Origin of the sequence: Paraburkholderia solisilvae (assembly GCF_902859875.1) — a bacterium.
Lineage (GTDB): Bacteria > Pseudomonadota > Gammaproteobacteria > Burkholderiales > Burkholderiaceae > Paraburkholderia > Paraburkholderia solisilvae.
In genome coordinates this window covers 1-19476 of the sequence record NZ_CADIKF010000036.1, presented here as the reverse complement: position 1 = coordinate 19476, position 19476 = coordinate 1, and the positions used below count along the sequence as shown (strand labels likewise).

At 65.2% G+C, this 19476-nt stretch carries 16 protein-coding genes and 1 other RNA gene; 10 read left to right on the top strand and 7 right to left on the bottom strand.

Translation table 11 applies throughout. From position 1 onward, the window contains the following. Nucleotides 1–17 precede the first annotated feature (17 nt). From ubiG to HV675_RS21065, 4 genes are all read left to right on the top strand, one after another. Nucleotides 18–716, top strand: a complete 699-nt coding sequence (gene ubiG, locus HV675_RS21080) for a bifunctional 2-polyprenyl-6-hydroxyphenol methylase/3-demethylubiquinol 3-O-methyltransferase UbiG (protein ID WP_175113084.1) — start codon at nucleotides 18–20, stop codon at nucleotides 714–716. Nucleotides 717–734: 18 nt separating this feature from the next. Next, the gene (locus tag HV675_RS21075; RefSeq protein ID WP_175113034.1) at nucleotides 735–1448 is read left to right on the top strand and encodes an HAD family hydrolase; all 714 of its coding nucleotides are present in this window, start codon (nucleotides 735–737) and stop codon (nucleotides 1446–1448) included. A gap of 134 nt (nucleotides 1449–1582) precedes the next feature. After that, nucleotides 1583–1952: a transfer-messenger RNA gene (ssrA, locus tag HV675_RS21070) on the top strand. 553 nt (nucleotides 1953–2505) lie between these two features. After that, the gene (locus tag HV675_RS21065) at nucleotides 2506–2865 is read left to right on the top strand and encodes a COG4315 family predicted lipoprotein (RefSeq protein WP_175113033.1); all 360 of its coding nucleotides are present in this window, start codon (nucleotides 2506–2508) and stop codon (nucleotides 2863–2865) included. A gap of 211 nt (nucleotides 2866–3076) precedes the next feature. Here HV675_RS21065 and HV675_RS21060 read toward each other — a convergent pair whose 3' ends face one another. Further along, a complete protein-coding gene (locus tag HV675_RS21060) occupies nucleotides 3077–3346 on the bottom strand; it encodes a hypothetical protein (RefSeq protein ID WP_175113032.1) in 270 nt (89 codons plus the stop codon). 212 nt (nucleotides 3347–3558) lie between these two features. After that, a complete protein-coding gene (locus tag HV675_RS21055; protein ID WP_175113031.1) occupies nucleotides 3559–4653 on the bottom strand; it encodes a substrate-binding domain-containing protein in 1095 nt (364 codons plus the stop codon). Between the two features lie 135 nt (nucleotides 4654–4788). Between HV675_RS21055 and HV675_RS21050 the strand changes: the two genes are divergently transcribed. From HV675_RS21050 to HV675_RS21035, 4 genes are read left to right on the top strand one after another with little or no spacing between them, the layout of a single operon-like run. Beyond that, on the top strand, nucleotides 4789–5307 hold the full coding sequence (locus tag HV675_RS21050) for an NAD(P)H-dependent oxidoreductase subunit E (protein WP_175113030.1): 519 nt from the start codon (nucleotides 4789–4791) through the stop codon (nucleotides 5305–5307). Beyond that, a complete protein-coding gene (locus tag HV675_RS21045) occupies nucleotides 5304–6860 on the top strand; it encodes a formate dehydrogenase beta subunit (protein WP_175113029.1) in 1557 nt (518 codons plus the stop codon). Before HV675_RS21050 ends, HV675_RS21045 begins: the two co-directional genes overlap by 4 nt. Nucleotides 6861–6886: 26 nt before the next feature. Continuing rightward, complete coding sequence (fdhF, locus tag HV675_RS21040) at nucleotides 6887–9829, top strand: formate dehydrogenase subunit alpha (protein ID WP_175113028.1); 2943 nt, start codon at nucleotides 6887–6889, stop codon at nucleotides 9827–9829. A 7-nt stretch (nucleotides 9830–9836) separates the two neighbouring features. Then, entirely contained in the window at nucleotides 9837–10082 is a 246-nt protein-coding gene (locus HV675_RS21035; RefSeq protein ID WP_175113027.1) for a formate dehydrogenase subunit delta, read from the top strand. Between the two features lie 134 nt (nucleotides 10083–10216). On the opposite strand, the gene HV675_RS32980 is transcribed toward HV675_RS21035, so the two are convergent. The 3 genes from HV675_RS32980 to HV675_RS21015 all read right to left on the bottom strand — a co-directional run bounded on the left by HV675_RS32980 (nucleotide 10217) and on the right by HV675_RS21015 (nucleotide 13680). Further along, nucleotides 10217–12127 (bottom strand): FAD-dependent monooxygenase, encoded by a 1911-nt coding sequence (locus HV675_RS32980; protein ID WP_417629471.1) that lies wholly within the window; start codon nucleotides 12125–12127, stop codon nucleotides 10217–10219. A gap of 111 nt (nucleotides 12128–12238) precedes the next feature. Continuing rightward, on the bottom strand, nucleotides 12239–13351 hold the full coding sequence (locus tag HV675_RS21020) for a cation diffusion facilitator family transporter (RefSeq protein ID WP_175113026.1): 1113 nt from the start codon (nucleotides 13349–13351) through the stop codon (nucleotides 12239–12241). Further along, the gene (locus tag HV675_RS21015; protein WP_175113025.1) at nucleotides 13348–13680 is read right to left on the bottom strand and encodes an ArsR/SmtB family transcription factor; all 333 of its coding nucleotides are present in this window, start codon (nucleotides 13678–13680) and stop codon (nucleotides 13348–13350) included. The genes HV675_RS21020 and HV675_RS21015 overlap by 4 nt, the downstream gene beginning before the upstream one ends. 139 nt (nucleotides 13681–13819) lie before the next feature. Between HV675_RS21015 and HV675_RS21010 the strand changes: the two genes are divergently transcribed. Together HV675_RS21010 and HV675_RS21005 are read left to right on the top strand one after the other, a co-directional pair. Next, nucleotides 13820–15670, top strand: a complete 1851-nt coding sequence (locus tag HV675_RS21010) for a tetratricopeptide repeat protein (RefSeq protein WP_175113024.1) — start codon at nucleotides 13820–13822, stop codon at nucleotides 15668–15670. A 472-nt stretch (nucleotides 15671–16142) separates the two neighbouring features. Continuing rightward, nucleotides 16143–17405: a hypothetical protein gene (locus tag HV675_RS21005; RefSeq protein ID WP_175113023.1), complete on the top strand. Its 1263-nt coding sequence runs from the start codon at nucleotides 16143–16145 to the stop codon at nucleotides 17403–17405. A gap of 150 nt (nucleotides 17406–17555) precedes the next feature. Here the strand turns inward: HV675_RS21005 and HV675_RS21000 are convergent, their stop codons facing one another. Both HV675_RS21000 and HV675_RS20995 read right to left on the bottom strand, forming a co-directional pair. Next, complete coding sequence (locus HV675_RS21000; RefSeq protein WP_175113022.1) at nucleotides 17556–18281, bottom strand: DUF2968 domain-containing protein; 726 nt, start codon at nucleotides 18279–18281, stop codon at nucleotides 17556–17558. Between the two features lie 174 nt (nucleotides 18282–18455). Next, a partial coding sequence (locus tag HV675_RS20995; protein WP_175113021.1) for a gamma-glutamyl-gamma-aminobutyrate hydrolase family protein occupies nucleotides 18456–19476 on the bottom strand: 1021 nt, incomplete at its 5' end.

The window sequence follows — 19476 nt, the reverse complement described above, 5'->3', positions numbered from 1 at the left end:
CTCAAGGCCGCATGAACATGACCAATGCCGATCCCCACGAACTGCAAAAATTCAGCGATCTCGCGCACCGGTGGTGGGACCCCAATGCCGAATTCAAACCGCTCCATGAACTGAATCCGGTGCGGCTCGGCTGGATCGACAGGCATGCCCATCTGGCCGGCAAGCGCGTGCTCGATATCGGCTGCGGCGGCGGCATCCTGTCGGAATCGATGGCCGGACTCGGTGCGTCGGTCAAGGGCGTGGATCTGTCGCACGAAGCGCTCGGCGTCGCCGATCTGCACAGCCTCGAGAGCGGCATGAACGTCGAATACGAGGAGATCGCCGCGGAGGCGCTGGCTGAGCGCGAACCGGCAAGTTTCGACGTCGTCACGTGCATGGAAATGCTCGAGCATGTGCCCGATCCGTCGCAAGTCGTCGCGGCCTGCAAAACGCTCGTGAAACCCGGCGGCTGGGTGTTCTTCTCCACGCTGAACCGCAATGTGAAGTCGTACCTGTTCGCCGTGATCGGCGCCGAGTACATCGCGCGGATGCTGCCCAGGGGCACGCACGATTACGCGCGCTTTATCCGCCCGTCCGAACTCGCCGCCTTTGTGCGTGCCGCGGGCCTGTCCACCGTGGAAATCAAAGGCATTGTCTATCACCCGCTCGGCAAGCATTTCGCCCTGTCGCCCGACACGAGCGTCAACTACATGCTCGCCTGCCGGCGCGACGCCTGATTCCCTGGCCCCCTATTCATGAGCGATCCCACCCCTCTGCCGCAACGCGAAGACGACGACACCTCACTCGGTCTTTGCCAGGCCGTGCTGTTCGATCTCGACGGCACGCTTGCCGACACCGCGCCCGATCTCGCCGCCGCGGTCAACAAGATGCGCCACGAGCGCGGGCTCGACATGGTGCCGCTCGAGCGGCTGCGGCCGCTCGCATCGGCCGGTGTGCGCGGCCTGCTGGCGGGCGCATTCGGTATCGGCCCGGAACATCACGAGTTCGCGTCGATGCGCGAAGAGTTTCTCGCCAACTACGAAGCCGACCTCTGCATCGAGACCACGCTTTTCCCAGGCATCGACGAAACGCTCGACGACCTCGACGCACGCAATGTGCATTGGGGCATCGTCACAAACAAGGCCACGCGGCTGACCGAGCCGCTCGTTGCACAACTGGGGCTCGACACGCGCGCGGGCTGCGTGGTGAGCGGCGACACCACGCCGCATTCGAAACCGCACCCGGCGCCGCTGCTGCACGCCGCGAAGGAACTGAATTTGCCGCCGGAGCGCATCGTCTATGTCGGCGACGATCTGCGTGACGTGCAAGCGGGCTTTGCGGCGGGCATGGTGACCGTCGCGGTCGCGTACGGCTATTGCGGCATCGATCTGCCACCGACGCAATGGCACGCGACGCACGTCGTTCAATCGACAGCGGAACTGCACAAACTGCTGCGCGACATCAGCTAGAAGAGGAAAGAACCGAGCGGTCTCATCGCCGGAGCCAACACGGCGCCAGCATGCGCGCGAGGATATGTCCGTGACGTGACATCCGCGCTAAGGTAAGATCACGAATGGCCCAGCTTCAGGGCCTTACCCACCGTGGGGGCGACCTGGTTTCGACAGGGGTTGCGAAGCGGTCAGGGCATGTCGAGGACCCGTCACCTCGTTAATCAATGGGAAAAACGTAACTGCAAACGACGATACGTTCGCACTGGCAGCCTAAGGGCCGCCGTCCTCTGCCTGGCTCACTGACGGGCTAGCGTCGCAAGACCGGTAGCAATACCGCCAGAGGTCATTTACGTCAGTTAAGCCTTGGCGGCGTCACGACGCCCGGGTCGAAAATCTAGTGAATCGCTGTAGCGCAGCGTGTTCGTCCGCGTCGCTCCGGTTAAATCAAATGACAGAACTAAACATGTAGAACTGGCCGTAGAGGACTACTGGACGCGGGTTCGATTCCCGCCGCCTCCACCATCAATTTTTTGCGCAGTGCTTTTTATCGACACACGATGGGCTCCATGCGCAACGTACGGAACGTGCGCGTAGAGCGTTCCACGAGCGCCGCGTCGGCACACACACATCAGGTCAAACGGTCCCTTGCGGGACCGTTTTCATATCAGCTCCCGCCAGTACACGGCCTGACGACGTATGTTCGCGAGGCCGTGAGCTATAACGGTTCAACCAGACGCAGCTTCTGCATTGACGAATCGCACGCATCATAGGTGCAGTTTGTATCGCAGGATACCGAGCCTGATATCGCGCCCAATATCGCTGAACGCGCTTCGCAATTGCAAAAAGAACCGCCGGATTTTCCTGCTATCGTAGAAGGCACAAACGTCGCATCGCCAAATCGTCGCGAATGAGCGGTTACGCTATCAAGCATGTGATACTCAATGATTGAAAGCGCCCGGAATAATCGCGCATCGCAGTTCGTTTAGTGTCCGCATGTTGCCGGGATCCGGCCCATGCCCATTCTCCACGCATCAACGCAACTCCAGCACACAACATTCAGAACAGGAGCAGCATCATGCGCAAGACTCTTCTTTTCCTCGTGGCCGCCGCGCTGTCGAGCACGGCGTTCGCCGACGTGCCGAAGACCATGGATGGCCGCTTCGTCGACGCCGAGGGCTACACGCTGTACACGTTCGATAAGGACACGACGCCTGGCAAGAGCGCGTGCAGCGGAGCGTGCTCGAAGAAATGGCCGGCCGCGCAAGCGGGCGCGAACGACAAACCGACGGGAGACTGGACGGTGTTCAATAACACCGACGGCGTCCCTCAATGGGCGTACAAGGGACACCCGCTGTATCGCTTTGCCGACGACAAGAAGCCAGGCGACACAACCGGCGATAACTTCCGCGACGTGTGGCACGTCGCAAAGCCGTAAAACGCAACCGCCGCCGCCCGGGCGGTCGCCGCATCGCCCGGCGCAGAACGAATCGATGATCGGCTAACGATCAACCAGCGGTCGATCAGTAGCCGACCAGCAGTCAGCCAACTACCGGCAACTTCAACGGCACCCGCAACGGCAGCAGCGCCGGGAGCGATAGCGTTAGCGTAGAGGCATCGCCTGAACGCCAACGCGCGGGTTCATACGCTCACTCCGGGTCATCCGGACACTTCAGATTGCAGCCGTCCGGATCGCCATCGTCGCCCCTTTTACGCAGCTTCGACGGCGCACCGCGCTGGTACTTCTTCGTGGGCGCGGACGCCGCGAATTGCAACTGTGGATGTTCCGCGAGGTGAAACTCGTCCGGCAGAATGCCGCCCGGCACACCCGGCGAATTCTGTGCAAACGCGACGGACACGGTAGCGAGCAGTGCGCCAGCCGAGGCGGTGGCGACGAGAGCCTGAATCAGATATTTCATGTTGGATTCTGCGCGGCGTATGAACCGCGCATCAAGCAGGAAACGAAGTTGTAAAGATTAGCGCAAAGCACCGCTTGGCGCACCTTTCCATCGCATCCGACTGTTACGCCCTCTTACTTGCCCGCGCACCGCGACCTGTCGACACACACGGCGCGGCCAACCGCCGGCTCGCCCCGGCGCCGTCATGCCGAAGCGCACCGCACCGCCCAACCTCACGCCGGCGCATCGACTTCGCTGCTGCTCGTCAAACCCTGATCGAGTTCGATGATCCTGCCGCATTCCTGCGGGTCGTAGCCATCGAGTTGCGCGACATGGCGCCGGAACGATTCGCCGCGCAGCACCTCGATCACCGCGACAAGCGGCACACGCTCGAGACGCGCGCGCTCGCATGCAAAGTAATAGTCTTCGTCGACGACCGGCACGAAGTCGAGCCCGAAGTGGTGTGCGGCCGGCTCGACGCCAAAACCGATGTCGGCCATCCCGCTCGCGACGAAAGCCGCGATCGCCGAATGCGTGAGCTCGGTCGACGCGTAGCCGTTGACCCGGTCCGGATCGACGCCGATGCGCCGCAGCGCGAGATCGAGCAGCATGCGCGTGCCGGAACCCGGCTGCCGGTTGACGAAGCGGATATCGTCACGCGCGAGATCGCTCAGGCCTGCGATTTTCTTCGGATTGCCTTTCGCGAGAAAGAGCCCCTGCTTGCGGCGCGTCAGATGCACGAGCACATGACGCTGCGGATCGAGCCACTGCCGGTATTTTTCCACGAACGCTTCGCGGAACTCGCCGCGCGGCATGTGAAAGCCGGCCAGATCGCATTCGCCGCGCGACAGCGCGACGATCGCTTCCGCGCTATCGCGGTATTTGATATCGAGCGATACGTCGTCGGCGACCAGCGCCGTGACCAGCGCCGCAACCGCGTAGCCGTGCGACGCATGGATACGCACGTCGTCGCGCGGCGGTGCGAGCCAGCGGTTCAGCTCGCTCGCAACTTCACTTGCCAGCGCCTGCATGTTGCCGTCAAGCCGTTCGCCGCACAGCCGCTGCCCGCGCAGCACCGCATGGCCGAGCTCCGACAGCACCGAACCCCGGCCGCGCTCCTTTTCGATCAGCGCGCCGCCGAGATGAGCCTCGATGCTGCGCAGCAATCCCCAAGCATGACGGTAGGACAAACCCTTAAGCGTCGCAGCCTGCGCAATGCTGCCGGTTTCCGCGACCAGCGCCAGAAGCGGCACGACATCAGTCAGGCTGGTGCTTCGCCCTTCCTGGTCGCGCACGATCAGCTGTGCCTGACATTCAATTCGGATCATATATGGCGTATTTGTTCCTATTGCGAAAGGCCATTCACACGCCTATCGTTCGCTATAACCATACTCAACAAACAAAGCATAGATGCACACTTTATGAATGACAAGTGCATATCTGACTTTGGAGGAGCCCCCACTGTGGATCATTCCATCGCGATTGCACCGGACGATCTGGTGCAGCGTCACACGCGACCCGGCATGTCGCTCGTCGCGATCCTGCACGCCATTCAGGATGACGTAGGCTTCGTGCCTCCCGCTGCCGTTGCGCCGCTCGCGCGCGCGTTGAATCTTTCGCGCGCCGAAGTGCACGGGGTCATCACCTACTATCACCACTTCCGCCAGCAGCCGGCCGCGCCCGTCACGGTGCAACTGTGCCGCGCGGAAGCCTGCCGCAGCATGGGCACCGAAGCGCTCGCGAAGCACATCGAAGCGCGTACCGGATGCCAGTTCGACGCGCATAAGCATGGCGCCCACGACAAACAGGGCCATGGCGCGCACGAAGACGGCGCGGTGGGCCTCGAATCGGTCTACTGTCTGGGTCAATGCGCACTGTCGCCGGCGCTGATGATCAACGGTGAATTGCACGCGAAGGTCACGCCGCAAAAGTTCGACATGCTGCTTGCGGCCGCCATGAAACAGGTGGAGCAACCGGCATGACGCGCATCTACGTTCCTCGCGATTCTTCCGCACTCGCGCTCGGCGCCGACAAGCTCGCCGCCGCAATCGTCAGCGAAGCCGCACAGCGCGGCATCGCCATCGAGTTGATCCGCAACGGCTCGCGCGGTCTGCTCTATCTCGAACCGCTCGTCGAAGTCGGCACGCCGGCGGGCCGCGTCGGCTACGCGAACGTCGACGCAAGCGACGTCGCATCGCTGTTCGACGCGGGCTTTGTCGAAGGCAACGCGCATCCGCGCGGAGTCGGCCTCGTCGAAGAGATTCCGTATCTGAAGAAGCAACAGCGCCTGACGTTCGCGCGCATCGGCATCACCGACCCGCTGTCGACCGACGACTACGTCGCGCACGGCGGCCTCGAAGGCCTGAAAAACGCACTCGCGATGGACGGCGCCGCCGCCTGCGAAGCACTGATCGAATCGGGCCTGCGCGGCCGCGGCGGCGCCGCGTTTCCGGCGGGCATCAAGTGGCGCACCGTGCGCGGCGCGCAGGCCGATCAGAAGTACATCGTCTGCAATGCGGACGAAGGCGATTCGGGCACGTTCTCCGATCGCCTCGTGATGGAAAGCGACCCGTTTGTGCTGATCGAAGGCATGATCGTCGCGGGCATCGTGACCGGCGCGACGGTCGGACATATCTATGTGCGCAGCGAGTATCCGCATTCGATCGACACGCTCGAAGCGGCGATCGTGAAAGCGCGTGCCGCCGGCTGGCTCGGCGACAGCGTGCTCGGTTCGGCGCACCGCTTCGAACTGTTCGTCGCGAAGGGCGCCGGCGCGTACGTGTGCGGCGAAGAAACCGCGCTGCTCGAATCGCTCGAAGGCAAGCGCGGCGTGGTGCGTGCGAAGCCGCCGCTGCCGGCGCTCGCGGGCCTGTTCGGCAAGCCGACCGTGATCAACAACGTAATCACGCTCGCGACGGTGCCGATCATCTTCGCGAAGGGCGCCGCGTTCTACAAGAATTTCGGCATGGGCCGCTCGCGCGGCACGCTGCCGTTCCAGATCGCCGGCAACGTGAAGCAAGGCGGGCTCGTCGAACTCGCGTTCGGCTGCACGCTGCGCGAACTGATGTTCGATTACGGCGGCGGCACGGCCAGCGGCCGGCCGGCGCGCGCCGTGCAGGTCGGCGGCCCGCTCGGCACGTATCTGCCGGAAAGCCAGTGGGATATTCCGCTCGACTACGAGGAATACGCGAAAGTCGGCGCGGTGGTCGGCCACGGCGGTCTCGTGATTCACGACGACACCTCGAACCTCGCCGACCTCGCGCAATACGCGATGCATTTCTGCGCGCTCGAGTCGTGCGGCAAATGCACACCGTGCCGGATCGGCTCGACGCGCGGCGTCGAAGTGATCCAGCGCATCCGCAACGGCGATACGTCGACGAAGCAGGTGCAACTGCTGCGCGACCTGTGCGACACGATGGTGTCCGGTTCGCTGTGCGCGATGGGCGGCATGACGCCGTTCCCGGTGGTGTCCGCCCTCGATCATTTCCCCGAAGACTTCGGGCTCGCCACGACCGCGCGAAAAGCGGCCGCCTGATCCACGAGCCCACCAGGAGCCCAACCATGTCCGACGTGCTCAACCCTTCCGCTGGCGGCTGCGGCTCCGGCAATTGCAGTTGTAAATCGCAGGCGCTGCAACGCGCGACCCGCTCGCCGCTCGACGACACCGACTACGGCACGCCGCTGCGTCATGCGGACGTCGACGTCACGCTCGAAATCGACGGCCAGCAGGTGACGGTGCCGGCCGGCACGTCGGTGATGCGCGCGTCGATCGAAGCCGGCATCAACGTGCCGAAGCTGTGCGCGACCGACTCGCTCGAGCCGTTCGGCTCGTGCCGTCTGTGTCTCGTCGAAATCGAAGGCCGGCGCGGCTATCCGGCATCGTGCACGACGCCGGTCGAAGCCGGCATGAAGGTGCGCACGCAGACCGATCGCCTGCAGTCGCTGCGCCGCAACGTGATGGAGCTGTACATCTCCGATCACCCGCTCGATTGCCTGACCTGCCCCGCCAACGGCGACTGCGAGCTGCAGGACATGGCGGGCGTCACCGGCCTGCGCGAAGTGCGCTACGGCTTCGACGGCGACAACCACCTGAAAGACAAAAAAGACGAGTCGAACCCATACTTCACGTACGACCCGTCGAAGTGCATCGTCTGCAACCGTTGCGTGCGCGCCTGTGAAGAGACGCAAGGCACCTTCGCGCTGACCATCGCCGGGCGCGGCTTCGAATCGCGCGTCGCCGCGAGCGAAAACCAGCCGTTTATGGATTCCGAATGCGTGTCGTGCGGCGCGTGCGTCGCCGCGTGCCCGACCGCGACGCTGCAGGAAAAGAGCGTCGTGATGCTCGGCCAGGCCGAGCACTCGGTGGTCACGACCTGTGCGTACTGCGGCGTCGGCTGCTCGTTCAAGGCCGAGATGAAGGGCAACACGGTCGTGCGCATGGTGCCGAACAAGAACGGCGCAGCCAACGACGGCCACGCATGCGTGAAGGGCCGCTTTGCATGGGGCTACGCCACGCACAAGGACCGCATCACGAAGCCGATGATCCGCGAGAAGATCACCGACCCGTGGCGCGAAGTGAGCTGGGACGAGGCGCTCAATTACGCGGCGTCGCAGTTCCGCAAGCTGCAGGACAAGTACGGCCGCGACTCGATCGGCGGCATCACGTCGTCGCGCTGCACGAACGAAGAAACGTATCTGGTGCAGAAGCTCGTGCGTGCCGCGTTCGGCAACAACAACGTCGACACCTGCGCGCGCGTGTGCCACTCGCCGACCGGCTACGGCCTGAAGACGACGCTCGGCGAATCGGCCGGCACGCAGACGTTCGCGTCGGTGGAAAAGGCGGATGTGATCGTCGTGATCGGCGCGAATCCGACCGACGGCCACCCGGTGTTCGGCTCGCGCCTGAAGCGCCGCATTCGCGAAGGCGCGAAGCTGATCGTGGTCGACCCGCGCCGCATCGATATCGTCGATACCGCGCACGTGAAGGCGTCGTATCACCTGCAACTGCGTCCGGGCACGAACGTCGCGATCGTCAATGCGCTTGCGCACGTGATCGTCACTGAAGGGCTGTTGCAAGAACAGTTCATCGCCGAGCGCTGCGAAACGCGCGCGTTCCAGCAATGGCGCGATTTCGTCTCGCTGCCGGAGAACTCGCCGGAAGCAACCGCCGACGTCACCGGCGTGCCCGCCGACAAGGTCCGCGAAGCCGCGCGCCTCTATGCGACCGGCGGCAACGCGGCGATCTACTACGGCCTCGGTGTGACCGAGCACGCACAAGGCTCGACGACGGTGATCGGCATCGCGAACCTCGCGATGGCGACCGGCAACATCGGCCGCGAAGGCGTCGGCGTGAATCCGCTGCGCGGCCAGAACAACGTGCAGGGTTCGTGCGACATGGGCTCGTTCCCGCATGAGCTGCCGGGCTACCGCCATATCAGCGATCCGATTACCCGCGCGCTCTTCGAAGATGCGTGGAAGGTCGAACTGCAACCGGAGCCGGGCCTGCGCATTCCGAACATGTTCGATGCGGCGCTGCACGGCACGTTCAAGGGTCTTTACTGCCAGGGCGAAGACATCGTCCAGTCCGACCCGAACACGCAGCATGTCGGCGCGGCGCTGTCGTCGATGGAATGCATCGTCGTGCAGGACATCTTCCTGAACGAAACCGCGAAGTATGCGCACGTGCTGCTGCCAGGTTCGACCTTCCTCGAGAAGGACGGCACGTTCACCAACGCGGAGCGCCGCATCTCGCGCGTGCGCAAGGTGATGCCGCCGCTCGCCGGCTACTCGGACTGGGAAGTGACGATCCTGCTCGCCCGCGCGCTCGGCTACGAGATGGACTACACCCATCCGTCCGAAATCATGGACGAGATCGCGCGCCTCACGCCGACCTTCCACGGCGTGTCGTTCGCGAAGATCGACCAGCAGGGCAGCATCCAGTGGCCGTGCAACGAAGCCGCGCCCAACGGTACGCCGACCATGCACATCGATGAATTCGTGCGCGGCAAGGGCAAGTTCGTGATCACGAAGTTCGTCGCGTCGCCGGAAAAGGTCACGCAGAAGTACCCGCTGATCCTGACGACGGGCCGCATCCTGTCGCAGTACAACGTCGGTGCGCAGACGCGCCGCACCGAGAACTCGCGCTGGCACGACGAGGACCGGCTCGAGATCCATCCGCACGATGCGGAGGAACGCGGCATCCGCAACGAGGACTGGGTCGGTATCGAGTCGCGCTCGGGACAGACCGTGCTGCGCGCGAAGGTCACCGAACGGATGCAGCCGGGCGTCGTGTACACGACGTTCCACTTCCCCGAATCGGGCGCGAACGTGATTACCACCGACAGCTCCGACTGGGCAACCAACTGCCCGGAATACAAGGTGACCGCGGTGCAGGTGATGCCGGTCGAACAGCCGTCGCAATGGCAGAAGGACTACTCGCGCTTCAATACCGAGCAGCTCGATCTGCTGAGAAAGCGCGAACTGGCTGCAACGTCGGGCAAGTGAGGGAACGATGGACGAAGCCAACCTGATTGATATGGCGAACCGGATCGGCGATTTCTTCGAGTCGATGCCGGATCATGCAGAAGCGCTGGACGGCGTCGCCGATCACATTCGCCGCTTCTGGGAGCCGCGCATGCGGCGCCAGTTGATTGTCGCGATGGACGAAGGCCGCGCGGAAGAAATGACCGCGTTCACGCGCGAAGCGGTGACCCGCAATCGCGAAAAGCTGATGCCGGCCGCGCCGGCCACAGCGTGATCGCACTGCCGCCTCGCCGTCGCCGCGTTTTATCCGCTTCAGCTTGACGCCGCATTTGACCGGAAGGCCGCCCTGTTCATCGGGCGGCCTTTTGCTTTGCGGTCAATCGTCAACGAAGACCGTCCGCAATCCGCTCAGTCCTTCCGGCGGCGTCGGCTGCGGCGCGGCGCCGCCGCGCGCGAACCATGCGTCGCAATGGCGCAGCAGGCCGTGCAAATCGGATGACACGCGGCCGCGTGCGCAGACGTAGCCGTCGGCCGCACCAGGTAGAACGACGGCCGTGTGCGCCCGTATGCGTCGGTCAGCGACGGCCCGCCGTCGCCCATTGCATCCGTCACGCGCCAGATCCGCACCGCGCCTGGCAGCAGCGCATCGACATCCGCCGCGAAACGCTCGAGGTCCGCGACGCTCACCGGCTTGCGGCGCAGCACGGATTCGCGCTTGTCGTGCGGTGCATCGTCGAGCGCTTCCGGGGCGACAAGCACGAACAGCGAGAAAAAGGCCGGATCGTGCAGGTCGAAGACACAGCCCATACCCGGCGCGCGGCCGAGCGGACCGTCGATCACATGCACGAGCGCATCGGGCGCCCGTTCGCCGGCGCGCGGACCGCCGTCGAGCACGCGCTCGAGCGTCAGCGGACTGCGCCGGTACTGGATCGCGAGCTCGCTGACCTGCAGCCGCGCCGCATCGCGCAACGGACCGAGCGAAGCGAGCACCGGCATCACGCGGTCGCGCAGCAGCTTCAGCGGACCATGGTCGGCCTCCGCCATATGCGTGATAAAGCTCGACTGCCGCAGCACCTCCCGCTCGATCGGATGGCGCTCGAGATAGTAGGTATCGAGCAGCCGGTCCGGGGCGCCGCCGCTCAGCACACGCGCAATTTTCCAGCCGAGGTTGAGCGCCTCCTGAATGCCGGTATTCATCCCTTGCGCGCCCGCGGGGCTATGCACGTGCGCCGAGTCGCCGGCGAGAAACACGCGGCCGACCCGCAATTGCTCGACCATCCGGCTATTCAGGTGAAAGTAGCCGGACCACTTGAGGTCGGTCAGCGCAAGCGGATGATGGATGCGCGCCGCAGCGAGCGTGCGGCACGCGTCGAGCGTCGGCGGGGCCGGCGGGGCTGACCGGCTTGGCTGAACTGCCGATACGGCCGCCGAGGCCGGCACCGCATACGGGTTGTCCGTTGCCGGCGACGATGGACCGATGGACGATGCCGGCGGCAAAGCGGACGGCCGCTCCTGCGCAGACTCATGCGCGTCGCGCAGCGCCGGCATGGCCGTCGTGTCGCCTGCCGCATGTGCCGCATCTGCCGCATCCGCGGGCGACGCATCGCCGTCCGCGGCATCGGGCGCCGGATGGTCGGCCATCAGCCGGTAGCGGCCCTTGCCCATCGGAAACAGCGCGGCTAACCCATCGCCGGACGCGAAGATATGGAACTCGTCGTCGGGCCAGTCCGTATCGGCGTGCAGATCGGCAAGCAGGAACGTCTGCTCGAAGGTCTTGCCCGCGAAGCTCAGGCCGAGCCGGTGGCGGATACTGCTATGCGCGCCGTCGGCGGCGATCATGTATGACGGATGCAGCGTTTCGGTGTGGCCGTTCGAGCGCTGCAGCGTCGCATTGATGCCGGCCGAGCCCTGCGAAAACATCGCGAGCTCGACGCCGCGTTCGACCTCGACGCCCAGCGTCTCCAGATGCTCGGTCAGCAGACGCTCGGTCACCGCCTGATCGAGAAACAGCAGATACGGATAGCGCGTTTGCAGCGGATCGAAATCGAGCCGCGCCAGACGCTGTCCGTTCGAGTAAAGATTCGCGGCGCGCGCGCGGTGCCCGCATTCGAGAAACGGCTCGATCAGCCGATGCTGTTCGAGCAGTTCGAGCGTGCGCGCCTGAATGCCTATCGCGCGCGAATGCGGATCGGGTCGCGTCGCCTTATCGATTAGCCGCACGGGTATGCGCGCGCGGGCAAGACTCATCGCCGCGGCAAGCCCGGTCGGGCCCGCGCCGACGATCAGCACCGGTGGCAGGTCAAGGAAAGCGGCGGCCATGCAGACCTCCGGAATTCAATGCCGCCTAGTGTACGCTGCCCGTCCGGCGTACGACACGCGGCGGCCGGTGTGAGACAGGCACCGCCGGTGAGATGAATGCGCGCGCGTACGTCAATGCTGTGCGTGCGGCGGGTGATCGAGCGTGCAGCGATGCTCGGTCGTGCCCATATCGACCTGCAGCGTCGCGTGATGCACCTGGAACTCCTCGCGCAGCACCGCGACGATGCGATCGACCGTGTGATCGCCCGGATGACCGGCGGGCATCACGAGGTGCGCGGACAACGCGTTGCCGGTGGTCGACAACGCCCACACGTGCAGGTCGTGCACGTCGGTGACACCCGGCTGCGCGGCGAGGAAATCGCGAATGCGCTGCAGGTCGACGCCGGGCGGCACCGCATTGAGCGCGAGACAGAGCGAATCGCGCAGCAGCCCCCACGTGCCGTACACGATCACCGCGACGACGACGATGCTCATCACCGGATCGAGCCATGTCCATCCGGTAAAGAGAATGACGAGACCGCTGACAGCGACCGCGGCCGAAATCGCCGCATCGGCGACCATATGCAGGAACGCGCCGCGGATGTTCAGATCCTCCTTCTGACCGCGCATGAAAAGCCACGCGGAAAAACCGTTGACGATCATCCCGACCGTCGCGACGACGAACACGTCGAACCCCGCGACCGGCGCCGGATTGAACAGACGCTCGATCGCCTCCGCGACGATCACGCCGCACGCGAACAGCAGCAGGCCCGCATTCGCGAGCGACGCGAGAATCGAACTGCTGCCGAGACCGAACGTGTAGCGCGCGGACGGCTTGCGCTTCGTGAGCCAGATCGCGCCCCAGGCGAGCAGCAGACCGAGCACGTCGGACAGGTTATGGCCCGCGTCGGCCAGCAGCGCGGTGGAGTGCGCGAGCACGCCGTAGATCGCCTGCACGACGACGATCGTCACGTTCAGCGCGACGGCGAGCGCAAATGCGCGACCCTGGCCTGCGACGGGCGCGTGATGGTGATGATGATGATGCGCGCCGTGGTCGTGGTCGGCGTGGCCGCCGTGACCGTGCGCTTTCTCGCCGGCGTGCACGTGCGATGCGTGAGCGTGTGACGCCGCAGCGTGGTCGTGATCGCATCGGCCGTTATCGTTATCGGCGTGCGCGGCGCCCGCCGGATGGCTGATGCCGTGGCGCGCGGCGCCGGGCTGCCGGGAACTGGGGTCGTATTTCATTGTTCGTCCCGTGGAAGGTCGGTCATCGGTTCGGCCACGTGCTCCAGCATATCGGCGAGCATGCCGCTGATATGCCGGTCCGCGGCTGCATAAAACACCTGCTTGCCCGCCCTTTCGGCACGCACCACCCGTGCGGCGCGCAACAGCCGCAAATGATGGCTGACGAGCGACTGCGACAAGCCGAGCGATTCCGCGATCGAGCCCACCGCCATCGGCTCGTTCGCGCACGCGAGCACGATGCGCAGCCGCGTCGGGTCGCCCAGCAGCCGGAACAGATCGGCGACCGGCACGATGCGCTCGTCGGTGGAAAGAGGCGCCAATGTGGACATGGAAATGATCAGGTTCGGACACAACATATGAACAAGTATTCATATGTTACTTGCAACACCTCACGCCGTCAATTGCGGTCGCACTTTCCGAGTGTGGGAAAATGCGCGTTTTGCTCGCACAGCCACTGTCTTCTCCGTCATGCATCCAGTTTTCGACCGCGCGTTCGCGGCGCACCGTGACGGCCGCCTCGACGACGCCGAACGCGGTTATCGCGCGACGCTCGAAGTCGATCCCGTTCACGTCGATGCCCTGCATCTGCTCGGCGTGCTGCGCCATCAGCAAGGGCAGCACGCGGAAGCCGCCGTGCTCGTCAGGCGCGCCGCCGATCTGCGTCCGCAGGATGCCGCGCTGCAGCTCAATCTCGGCAACGCGCTGAAGGCGTTAGGACAGCTCGACGATGCGATCGAGCGCTTTCGCAATGCACTGACGCTCGCGCCATCGTTTCCGATGGCGCACTACAACCTCGGCAATGCGTATGCGGCAGCCGGCCGCCACGAAGACGCCGCGGACGCGTTTCGCCGTTCGCTCGACCTGCAGCCCGGCGACGCATCGACGCACAACAACCTCGGCAATGCGTTGCACGCGCTTGGCCAGCACGAGGAAGCGATCGAGTCGTTCCGGTACGCGCTCGAATTGCGGCCCGGTCACGCAGGCGCGCACAACAATCTCGGCATGGCGCTGAACGCGCTCGATCAGAGCGAGCGGGCCATCGAACACTTTCGCCTCGCGCTTGCCGCCGAACCGCGCTTCGTCGCCGCGCATTTCAATCTCGGCAATGCGCTGCACACGGCCGGCCGTTATGCCGAAGCCGCCGCCGCGTTCGGCGCGGTGCTCGCGCTGCAGCCGCATCTGCCGCCCGCGCTGTTCGGGCTCGGCAATGCGCTCGCCGCGTCGGGACGGCACGCCGAGGCGCTACCGCGCTTCGAACGCGCGATCGGTCTCGATCCGAAATTCGCGCTCGCGTGGCTCGGCCTCGGCACCGCGCATCAGGCGCTCGGCGCGTACGCGGCCGCGCTGCGCGCGTTCGACGAAGCGCTGCGGCTGCGCCCGGATCTCGGCCTCGCGCATTTGCATCGCGCGGTCACGCATCTGACAATCGGCCAGTTCGAGCGCGGTCTGCCGGAGTACGAATGGCGGCTCGAATCGGCAACGCAACCGGGCGGCCCGAGGCTGCCGCGCTGGCGTGGCGAACCGGCCGATACGCGCACGCTGTTCGTGTATGCGGAACAGGGTTTCGGCGATACGTTGCAGTTCGTGCGCTTCGTGCCGCTCGCGGCACAGCGCGCCGCACGCGTGGTGCTCGAAGTGCAACCGCAACTGCTGCCGCTCATCGCGCCCGCCGCACAGCAATGGGGTGTCCAGCTGATCGCGCAAGGCTCGCCGCGGCCGCGCGCGGATCTGCAGATTCCGCTGCTCAGCCTGCCGCTTGCGCTCGGCACGACCTTCGACACGATTCCCGCGCGCACACCGTATCTGGCGGCAACGCCTGCGTATCGCCGCAAATGGCGTGGGTCGCTCGGCGGTCATGCGAAACGCAAGATCGGTCTCGCGTGGTCGGGCCGCATCCAGAAGCAGGAGAATCGCGCGCTGCCGCTGGCCGCACTCGACCCGCTGTTCGCGCTCGACGGCATCGACTGGATCGTGCTGCAGCCGGAGCTCAGCGACGTGGAACGCGCCGCGCTCGCCGCACACCCGCGCGCGAAGTCGATTCATTGCTTCGGCGCGCGTATCGGCGATTTCGCCGATACTGCGGCGGTTGTCGAACGGCTCGACGCGGTGGTGTCGGTCGATACGTCGATTGCGCATCTGACGGGCGCCTTGCGCAAGCCGCTGTGGCTGATGCTGCCGTTCTCGGCGGATTGGCGCTGGTTCACCGGCGACACGCGCAGCCCGTGGTATCCGGGCGCGCGGCTCGTGCGGCAGCCGCGGCCCGGCGCGTGGGACGAAGTCGTCGAAGCAGTTGCGCTGGCGCTGCGCAACGACGCATAACGCGGTAAGCGACGCAGCCGACGGGGCGCGCGGCTCGCCCCGCGCTTGGCGATCATCGAAAGGCACCGATTGATGCGCCGCCTTTGCGCGCTGAACGGACCACGGCGACCGACAGCAGATCGCCGAACGGCGGGCCAATCGCGTTTGCATGCGTCGAACCTCAGCCGCGTTCACCATGGGACGCGTTGCTCGACCGCCTTCATGCACTACCGGCCTATCGGCGCCACGACGCGAGCAGTCGCCGATGGCCGCCACCCTCCCGTTCTGCGCAGTCCTGCGCAATCCTCACGACACAGCACCCGTTTTCGGACTAGTCCGATCGTGCAGGCGCGCCTGCCACGGCATCATCACGCCTCTCGCCAGCTATTTTGAGACACGTATCGATTCAGAAGCTGGCACGCGTGTGCAGCCAACGCTTTTCGGTTTCCCCGGCACGGCCACGTGTCTTTTCCAGATGGAGGCTTGCCGCGAGATGTCGACACCTATCCCTTTCACCGTGGTCGAAGGCGCAGTCGCGCTGCCGTCCCTGCGTCCGCTGGGCCCGCTTTCACAATCGTTCGGACATGAATGGGCGCTGCTGCCCCCCAACGTCAGCTTGCGTGCCGAACTGAAAGCGCTGTATGCGGCGATGTTGCGCACATTTTGTCTGTCGTCGCAGGCAATCCGTTCGATGTGCAAATGGGAGCCGCTCAACGTAGCCGGCGCAGCGAACCTGGTTAGCGCTCGCGCTGCGGATGGTGCATCAAATGCGGGGAGCGCGGCCGTTGCGGCCGGCGTGTCAGCTGGCAGCACGCGCATGACGCGACCCGCGGCGCACACGCCGCAGCGGGCATCGAATCTGCGACTCGGCAGCGCGGTCGCGATCGGCGGCGCAGCGGTGCTCGCATGGATCGTGCTCGATCATCCGCATCGTCAGCCAGCGGCCAATCAGGTTGCGACGAGGAATTCGACGAGCGCGTCGCAGGCTGTGCAGATCGAGCCCCCGCGCGCCGCGGCAACAGCGAGCGCGAGCAGCAAGTCCGGCGACGGAGCATCTGTCGAGAAGGCGCCAGACGGCAATTCGCCGGACGGCGCTTTGCAGAACGGCGCGTCGACAAACACCTCTGCGGCGCTGGCCCTCGCCGCGCATGCCGCCGCCACGCTGCCGTCTGACAGCGGCACCGCGCCTTCCACAGCAAAAACACCCGCGCTCGCGACCCTGAACCCATCGGCTCAGCTCGCGCAAGCACCAGCACCAGTCCCGCAACAAACTTCGAACACGTCCGCGCATACGCCAGCAGCACATGCGGTTTCTAACGCTGCAATCCCGGTCTTCGCGAACACGCCGCGTCAAGGGACACCGAGCGTCGTCGATGCATCCAACGCCTTCACGCTGCGCCACATCGCCTCGTCGCACGATATGGCGCCCGCTGCCGCACGCCGCGTCCACCCCCGCACGTCCACCCGGATGGCCCACGACGCAACCCTGCCCGTTCAAGCAATCGCGAGCCGCGCCGCTGCGGCCGACGCGAAACCGTCGATGGCGGGCGACTACTCGCCGTCCACCCCGACCCCGCTGACCGTCAGCGAATACGAATCCGTGACGCTGTCCGCCCGCACGCACAGCGCCATTGCCGCATCGCCGGAACGTGCGCAGCGCACCGCGGACACAACGGCAAGCGCAAACGACACGTCATGGATGAACCGCATGACGCAGCGGCGCGTGACCGAAGTGCCGGAGCTTTTCTCCCGATAGCGCGGTTTCGTGCGAGTCTCATCCGCCGTTTCATTCCCCGTACATCGGCTGCGCAACCTCACATCGTCATACGCGCCGATATCACCGACAGCAAACAGCCCGGTACACATCGACCGGGCTGTTTGCGTTTGAGCACGAATCTGCCACGCGTTATCGCGCTGCGGGCAGTCCGGCCTCGGTCTGCTGTTGCAGGTATTGCACCTGCTGCTGCACCTGACGCAACTGCGCTTGCGCCTTCTCCTTTTCGCCGCGCAACCGGAGCGCTTCGTCTCGCGCCTCCCGCTGATATTCGGCAACCTTCGCCTGCTGATTGCGCGCGACGTCGAGATCCGCCTGCAGGCGATTGGCGCGATCTTCGGATAGCGCGATAACGCGCTCGATATAGGCCGTCTGCGCCTGCAACTTCATCCGGCGAATATCGGTATCGGCCAGTTGCCCGGTCTGCCGCGCGAGGCTTGCATAGACTTCCTCCGCACGGGCTTCGTCCTGCAACTTGATCACGCGCCAGAATTGTTTGTCCTGGAAAAGCGCGACGTAGTACGTCAGATCCCGCGCGTAAAGAGAAAGCGATGCGCCATATCCGCCGTTGTAGGTCGTGCGCAGTTCATTGAGCGACGCGCTTTGGATCAGCCGCGTCAGTTCGGCGACATCGCCCTGCGCACCGTTGTTAGCCGCGTTCGCGTCGATGCCTACCTGAAGTGCATTGCGGACCTCAGCAGCGGATGAAGCAGCCGGTGCGGCGGCCGGCAACAGCCTGTTCGTCGCATCCGGCGCTGGTGCGTCCGCAGCGGCCTGCGCGAGGCCGCCGTGCTGAATCAACGCGCCTGCCGCTGCGAGCAGCGCGACGCGCCTGACGGATGAGGGGAACTTCTTCACTGATGCTCCATGCGATTCCAGAACGACCGTGGATTATCGCGCGGATCGACAGCGAAATGACAGGGTATGACAGGACTTTAAATCGAGATAAAACAAAGCGTTAGTAGCAGGCGGCGACCGACGCACAACCGCCAGGCGGGCGCCGCCGTCAGCCGACCACGCCCGCGACCTGCATCAGAAACGCGTTTCGCGCGCGACCCTCAGAAACGTATCGAGCAGCGGCGTGCAGTCCAGCAGCTCGGCGCCGCCTGCGCGGTGAAACTCCGGGTGCCACTGCACGCCGACCACGAACGGCGCCCGCCGGTAGCGCACCGCCTCGATGATGCCGTCTTCCGCCGACACCGCCTCGATATTCAGATCGCGCCCGAGCACGTTGACCGCCTGATGGTGAATCGAATTGACGATCGCTTCGCGCCGGCCCGGGAACATGTTCGCGAGCGTCGAGCCTTCCGGAAAGTGAATCGCGTGCCGGTGCTGATCGTATTGCTCGTTGACGTGCACGCCGGCCGTCGGCACATCGGTCGCAATATCCTGGTACAGCGTGCCGCCGAACGCGACGTTGATCAGCTGGCAGCCGCGGCACACGCCGAGCACCGGTTTGCCCGATTCGACGAATTCGTGCAGCAGTTCGAGCTCGTACATATCGCGCACGCGGTCGCCAGGCCATTCGGGGCGCGTCGCCGCTTCCGCATATGACTGCGGCGACACATCCGCGCCACCCTGCAACAGCAGGCCGTCGAGATGCTTCGCATAGTCGCGCAGACGGATGTTGCTCGGGTGCAGCATCCCCTGGTGGCCGACCGTCGGAATCATGAATACGAGCACATCGCGCGACATCACCCAGTGCGCAATCGATTCCTCCAGGTACTGCAGCGTCTTGCCGCGCAGCCCCTTCGCCCCGGCTTCCGGGTGAAAGAGCCGCGCCGATACGCCGATGCGCAGCGAGCGCTGCGTGATGCGCTGCCCCGCACGATCGAAAATCTGCCGCGCGCGTGCGGCGAGCACACGGCCGAATACCGACCACGCGGAGTCGCTGCGCCGCAAGTAGGCCGGCTGGCTCGGCGGAATCGAACCCGGCGGCGGCGGATGGTACGCGCCGAAATCCGGCGCCGCGCCGAAACCGGGCGGCGGCGCACCCGTGGTCGCGCTGTCGCCGGCAGCACTGCTTGCCGCCGCTGCGGCCTGCGCACTCGAT